Here is a 2706-nt window from a genome sequence, read left to right as displayed (position 1 = left end):
GTGCCCGAAGGCCGCCTGCTCCTGCAGACCCTCCGCTCCCACGACCAGTACAACACCACCATCTACGGCCTCGACGACCGCTACCGCGGCATCAAGAACGGCCGCCGCGTCGTCCTCCTCAACCCCGACGACGCCGCCGAACTCCACCTCGCCGACGGCACCTACACCGACATCGTCAGCGAATGGACCGACGGCACCGAACGCCGCGCCCCCGGCTTCCGCGTCGTCCACTACCCCACCGCACGCGGCTGCGCCGCCGCCTACTACCCCGAGACCAACGTCCTCGTCCCCCTCGACCACACCGCCGACACCAGCAACACCCCCGCCAGCAAATCCCTCGTCATCCGCCTCGAAGCCGCCCGGCAGGCCTGACGTTCCCGATCCGCCCGACCACCGGGTGACCCGGCCGACCGGCCGACCGGGTCACCTGATAAGACCTTCAACAACACAGGCGTACAAGGACGATCGGAGCCGGACCCATGGGCGAGCAGAGCCAGACCACGTTCCCGCAGGCAGTCCTCGACGAATGGGCCGACAGCGGACACGACCTGCGCACCCTCTTCTCCGCCGGCCACCTCGGCGACCGCATGGGCCTCACCGTCGTCGAAGCCTCCCCCGAACGCGTCGTGGGCACCCTCCCCGTCGAGGGCAACACCCAGCCCTACGGACTCCTGCACGGCGGCGCCTCCGCCGTGCTCGCCGAAACCCTCGGCTCCGTCGGCGCCATGCTCCACGGCGGCCCCGGCCGCATCGCCGTCGGCGTCGACCTCAACTGCACCCACCACCGCGGCGTACGCTCCGGCCTCATCACCGGCACCGCGACCCCCGTCCACCGGGGGCGCACCAGCGCCACCTACGAGATCGCCGTCACCGACGAGGAGGGCCGACGCGTCTGCAGCGCGCGGCTCACATGCGTCATCCGCGACGCGGCCTGACCCCAGGGGGCCGTAAGGAGTTTTTCCGGGGGCTTCGCCCCCGGACCCCCAGGTGACCCTTGCGTGACGGCCGTCATAACAAGACAGTCACATAAGGGCCTTCGCCTCTGCCAGCCGCAGCCGCACACCCTTAAAGTCACGGCCAGTCACCACCCCGGGCGGCCCCGCGCACGACGCACAGCGACGCACACCGACCCAGCACACCCTTTTCCACGCCGCCCGGCGGAGGCCGCGCCAGGGAAAGGACCCACCGTGCGACACCGTTCCTTGCTCGTCCTCACCACCGCGATCGCCACCGGAGCCCTCACCCTCAGCGCATGCGGCTCCCGCGACAAAGGCGGCAACGACGACAACGGCAACTCCAAAGCCACCGTCGTCATCGGCCTCGACGCCCCGCTGACCGGATCGCTCTCCGCTCTCGGACAAGGCATCAAGAACTCCGTCGACCTCGCCGTCCGCACCGCCAACGACACCAAAGAGGTCAAGGGCGTCACCTTCAAGACCGAACCGCTCGACGACCAGGCCGTCCCCGCCTCCGGTCAGCAGAACGCCACCGCCCTCGTCGCCGACAGCAACGTCCTCGGCGTCGTCGGCCCCCTCAACTCCGGCGTCTCCCAGTCCATGCAGGGAGTCTTCGACAGGGCGAACCTCACCCAGGTCTCCCCCGCCAACACCAGCCCCGAACTCAGCCAGGGCGACCACTGGCTCACCGGCCAGAAGAAACGCCCCTTCAAGACCTACTTCCGCACCGCCACCACCGACATCATCCAAGGCCGCTTCGCCGCCCAGTACGTCCACGACGACGCCAAGAAAAACAAGGCCTTCGTCATCGACGACAAACAAACCTACGGCGTCGGCCTCTCCTCCATCTTCGCCCAGGAATTCAAACGCCTCGGCGGCCAGGTCGTCGGCACCGACCACATCACCACCAAGGAGACCGACTTCTCCAGCGTCGCCAACAAAGTCAAGAACTCCGGCGCCGACATCGTCTACTTCGGCGGCCAGTACCCCGAGGGCGGTCTCCTCTCCGGCCAGGTCAAGAGCGCCGGTGCACGCATCCCCACCATGGGCGGCGACGGCATCTACGACCCCGCCTTCGTCACCGCCTCGGGCGGGAACGCCGACGGCGACCTCGCCACCTCCGTCGGCTACCCCGTCGACCAGCTCGACTCCGCCAAGACCTTCGTCAAGAACTACGCCGCCGCAGGCTACAAGGACCCCTACGCCGCCTACGGCGGCTACTCCTACGACGCAGCCTGGGCCATCGTCCAGGCCGTCAAAAAAGTCGTCGAGGACAACAACGGAAAACTCCCCGCCAACGCCCGCGGAAAAGTCACCGAAGCCATGGGCAAGATCTCCTTCGACGGCGTCACCGGCAAAGTCTCCTTCGACCAGTACGGAGACACCACCAACAAACAACTGACCGTCTACCAGGTCCAGAACAAAGCCTGGAAATCCGTCAAGAGCGCCACCTTCAAGGACTGACCCGCCAGGCGCCCCGCCCCACCCCGCACCACAGGACTCCGCGCGAGGAGAACCCACGCCCTCGCGCGGCCCGCATTCCGACACCCATCGGAGGACCGCGGTGCACCAACTGCCGCAAACGCTGGTCAGCGGTCTCGCCCTCGGTGCCCTCTACGGCCTCATCGCCATCGGGTACACCATGGTCTACGGCATCGTCCAGCTCATCAACTTCGCCCACGGCGAGATCGTCATGATCGGGGGCTTCGGCGCCCTCACCATCCACCTCTGGCTCCCCGGCAGCACCCCA

The 2706-nt window shown here is 67.9% G+C and carries 3 protein-coding genes and 1 pseudogene; all 4 read left to right on the top strand.

What is annotated here, in order from left to right:
* On the top strand, positions 1–372 hold a 372-nt coding region (locus K6I34_RS35205), incomplete at its 5' end, for a molybdopterin dinucleotide binding domain-containing protein (RefSeq protein WP_275127221.1).
* A gap of 107 nt (positions 373–479) precedes the next feature.
* Positions 480–935 (top strand): PaaI family thioesterase, encoded by a 456-nt coding sequence (locus K6I34_RS35200; RefSeq protein WP_229332099.1) that lies wholly within the window; start codon positions 480–482, stop codon positions 933–935.
* A gap of 252 nt (positions 936–1187) precedes the next feature.
* A complete protein-coding gene (locus tag K6I34_RS35195) occupies positions 1188–2420 on the top strand; it encodes a branched-chain amino acid ABC transporter substrate-binding protein (protein WP_229332098.1) in 1233 nt (410 codons plus the stop codon).
* A 100-nt stretch (positions 2421–2520) separates the two neighbouring features.
* Positions 2521–2706: pseudogene (locus K6I34_RS35190) on the top strand (branched-chain amino acid ABC transporter permease); the annotation flags it as partial.

Source organism: Streptomyces sp. UNOC14_S4, assembly GCF_020740835.1.
In the GTDB taxonomy this organism is placed as follows: domain Bacteria; phylum Actinomycetota; class Actinomycetes; order Streptomycetales; family Streptomycetaceae; genus Streptomyces.
The sequence above is the reverse complement of the archived record's forward strand: the minus strand, read 5'-3'. Positions and strand labels throughout refer to the sequence as shown.

Coding starts and splice junctions, on each gene's coding strand:
- K6I34_RS35200 (WP_229332099.1), top strand. CDS start 480: ATGGGCGAGCAGAGCCAGACCACGTTCCCGCAGGCAGTCCTCGACGAA.